At 35.5% G+C, this 3,299-nt stretch carries 2 protein-coding genes and 1 rRNA gene; 1 reads left to right on the forward strand and 2 read right to left on the reverse strand.

Features of this window, described 5'->3' with window-relative positions; genetic code table 11:
• Positions 1–185: 185 nt before the first annotated feature.
• On the forward strand, positions 186–1,559 hold the full coding sequence (fumC, locus tag FYJ55_RS10310) for a class II fumarate hydratase (RefSeq protein ID WP_154556750.1): 1,374 nt from the start codon (positions 186–188) through the stop codon (positions 1,557–1,559).
• A gap of 18 nt (positions 1,560–1,577) precedes the next feature.
• Here the strand turns inward: fumC and cls are convergent, their stop codons facing one another.
• Both cls and rrf read right to left on the reverse strand, forming a co-directional pair.
• On the reverse strand, positions 1,578–3,113 hold the full coding sequence (gene cls / locus FYJ55_RS10315) for a cardiolipin synthase (protein WP_154556751.1): 1,536 nt from the start codon (positions 3,111–3,113) through the stop codon (positions 1,578–1,580).
• A gap of 68 nt (positions 3,114–3,181) precedes the next feature.
• Positions 3,182–3,295, reverse strand: a 5S ribosomal RNA gene (gene rrf, locus FYJ55_RS10320).
• Positions 3,296–3,299 lie beyond the last annotated feature (4 nt).

The raw sequence follows: 3,299 nt of genomic DNA on the forward strand, positions 1-3,299 counted from the left end.
TGAGATTTACAAAACCTGCTCGACGGACCATTAACCTTAGGTACCCAATCCACGAATAACAGAGTGGTTAACTGTCGATAGATTTGTTTAGGAGTTCCTCTATGTCATCAATCTAAAACTGAATATTTTTAGAATATGAGTGTAATTTTGTCTTGACAAAGGTCACTTCATAACAGGTGAACAAAATGAGTACATATCGTATAGAAGAAGATTGTTTAGGACAAATCAAAGTCGAAGCTGACAAATATTGGAAATCCCAAACCCAAAGAAGTTTGGAGAATTTTAAGATTGGACAGGAATTAATGCCTGCCTCTTTGATTCATAGTCTTGCGATATTGAAAGAAGCATGTGCCAAGGCCAACCTTCATTTCAATAAAATTACTGAAAAACAATGTGAAGCCATTGTCGAAATCTGTCAAAGAATTGAAGACGGACAATATTTAGACCAGTTCCCTTTACATGTTTGGCAAACAGGTTCTGGAACACAAACCAATATGAATGCCAATGAAGTCATTTCCATGTTAGGAAATGAATACGCAAAGGAAAATATTCTCCATCCAAACGACACGGTTAACGCATCCCAAAGTTCAAATGATACGTTCCCGGCTGCGTTACATATCATGGTGGCACAAAAAATCAATGCTGAGCTGCTTCCACAATTGGATTTAATGATACATCAAATCAAAAAACTAGAAGAAGAAAACGAAGGCATTATTAAAATTGGCAGGACTCATCTTCAAGATGCCACTCCATTATATTTCTCACAAGAATTAAGTGGATACCGTTCTATGATTGAGCATAGTAAAGCTCAAATTATCGATAGCTTAAAATATGTGTATGAACTAGCTTGTGGTGCAACCGCTGTAGGTACAGGAATCAACTGTCCAGAAGGTTTTGATGAAGTCGTCACAAAGATCATTTCTGAAAAGACACATCTTCCTTTTGTACCAGATTCAAACAAATTCCATGCTCTAACAAGTAAGGATGCCATGGTATATACAAGTGGGGCTTTAAAAGGTCTTGCCTCTAACTGTATGAAGATTGCGAATGACATAAGATGGCTTGCCAGTGGCCCAAGAAGTGGCATTCATGAAATTGATATTCCAAGCAATGAGCCAGGATCTAGTATTATGCCAGGTAAAGTCAATCCAACTCAATGTGAAGCCTTAACTATGGTTGCCGTACAGGTCATGGGAAATGATACGGCGATTGGTATTGGGGCAAGCCAAGGAAACTTTGAATTAAATGTCTTTATGCCATTGATTGCCTACAATATGGATCAGAGCATTCAATTATTAAGTGATGCGATTCACTCATTCACCATCCATTGTTTAGATGGTTTAAAGGCCAATAAAGAAACTATGGATAAAAACTTACATAACTCATTAATGTTAGTCACTTGTTTAAATCCAGTGATTGGCTATGAAAAAGCAGGACATGCAAGCCAACATGCTTTCAAAAATAACTTAACTTTAAAAGAAGCCATTTTAGATTTGGGCTATTTGACAAGTGAAGAATTCGATTTGTATGTGCAACCCGAAAAAATGATTCATAAATAGAAAAAAAGGTATTTATTCCTACATGATAGGACTAAATACCTTTAATATATTTCGATATACTTTCACAGCTGGATTTGTGTTTACACATTCCTCTAATGAAACTTCATGTGAGACTTTGAATATCTCTTCAAAGTCATTTTTTATATCTGTTAAACAAGTAGTTTCATGCATCCATACACCACATTCATAATGTTGATAATACGATCTAAAATCCATATTCACTGTGCCTACTAAAGCACTCGAATCATCAACGATACAAACTTTGCCATGAATAAATCCAGGTGTATACTCGTAAATTTTAACACCTGCTTTGATCAATGTATCAAAGTTGCCTTTTGTGACTTCATACACCATCTTTTTATCCGGAATTCCAGGAACAACAATTCGTACATCTACACCGTTGGATACAGCGAGTTTTAGAGATGAAATCATTTCTGCATCCAAAATCAAATATGGCGTTGTGATCCAACAATAGTCTTTGGCACAGCCAAGCATATTCAAATGCATATTTAAACTTGTGTTATTTTCATCCGTTGGAGAATCCGAAAATGGAATGATATATCCAGGATTCTTTAATGATGAAAAGATTTCTCGATTTTGAATAAAACGCGAATACGATGTATATTCACTGGCTTGATAGTTCCAGATCTGTAAGAAGGAAATGGTAAACATTTCAACACCAGCTCCCTTGATCATACAACCCATATCTTTCCAATGCCCAAAACGTTTTTTCGTGTTGATATATTCATCGGAAATGTTGCAACCTCCTGTAAAGGCCACCTTACCATCAATGACTAGAATCTTTCTATGATCTCGATTGTTCATTGCCATGGCCAGTTGAGGTCGTAATGGATTAAAAGCATGTGTTTGAATGCCAAACGCATTTAAACATTTCGCATAATCTCTAGGTAAATAGGTCAAACATCCCATATCATCATAAATAACGCGAACATCTACCCCCATAGCGGCTTTATCCATTAAGATCTGTAGAATGGTATTCCACATAACGCCTTTATTGATAATAAAGAATTCCATAAAGATAAAATCTTCGGCTTTAATTAATTCTTGAATAAAAGCCTGATATTGTTCTTCACCAGAAGGAAAATAAGTTAACAAACAATTGTTATAAACAGGAAAATATCCATTTGTCCATGCCATGGATGTCATTTTATCTAAGACATAATCATCTTCATGAAGATCACTTAAAATTTCAATGTTTTGAAGAGCATACTTTTTGTAGTCTGAATACGCCTGTCTATCTTTGACCATTAAAGCTTTTGGAATCTTACGATTTCCAAGTAATAAATAAACAACGCCACCAAAGATTGGAAAAGACATGATCAATAAAACCCATAATAATTTAGAACTGGAATCCGAATCACGATTGATGATATGCATACAGACGCATAGACTAAATATGATCAAGATATAGTAAACAATAAAGAATCTTTGACTAAAATAGCTCACCAAAAAGAATAGTGTTAAAAATTGGAGTAACACAGCTAAGATAATATAGATTGGTTTTGATTTACAATACTTCAAAATTTTATGCATATTGGTATTATACGCTAGAAAAGTATAAAAAAAAAGCAGACAAACTGCTGCATATGTATAAAAAAAGGACCCGGCAGCTAGCTATCTTCGCAGGGGCAAGCCCAACTATTGTCGCCGTGAAAGTGCTTAACTTCTGAGTTCGGGATGAGTTCAGGTGTGTCCACTTTGCTATCGCCACCGGATCTT

Source organism: Holdemanella porci (genome assembly GCF_009696075.1).
In the GTDB taxonomy this organism is placed as follows: domain Bacteria; phylum Bacillota_I; class Bacilli_A; order Erysipelotrichales; family Erysipelotrichaceae; genus Holdemanella; species Holdemanella porci.